This window comes from Burkholderia sp. BCC1998 (assembly GCF_905339875.1).
In the GTDB taxonomy this organism is placed as follows: domain Bacteria; phylum Pseudomonadota; class Gammaproteobacteria; order Burkholderiales; family Burkholderiaceae; genus Burkholderia.
In genome coordinates this window covers 1-296 of record NZ_CAJPHE010000116.1, presented here as the reverse complement: position 1 = coordinate 296, position 296 = coordinate 1, and the positions used below count along the sequence as shown (strand labels likewise).

1 protein-coding gene is annotated in these 296 nt (G+C 56.8%); it reads right to left on the bottom strand.

Annotated features, from left to right (window positions below; all coding sequences use genetic code 11):
* A partial coding sequence (locus U5A56_RS37035) for a carboxylesterase family protein (RefSeq protein WP_321927440.1) occupies window positions 1-189 on the bottom strand: 189 nt, incomplete at its 3' end.
* Window positions 190-296 lie beyond the last annotated feature (107 nt).

Below are 296 nucleotides of genomic sequence, written 5' to 3'. Positions count from 1 at the left end.
TGGCGTCACGGGTTGCGGGGGCATGAACCGATTCGCTCCAGCAGTGTTAGCGCCGTATCGAACGCCTAGAAAGGACGCCAGTCCATCGCTCACACGACCGCGCAGTTTGCCGTACTGGGTCTCGACGACCTTAAACGAGTCCTCGGCGTGTCCACCAATATTTTTGTCTTGCTCAACTGCAATGTTCACGATCTCGATTCCTTAAGTGAATATCAGTCATTGGACCGGCGCGCGGGCACACGCCCGATCGCTAGCGCCCAGCGACTCGACCGCTGCCAACATGAAGTTAGGAAACT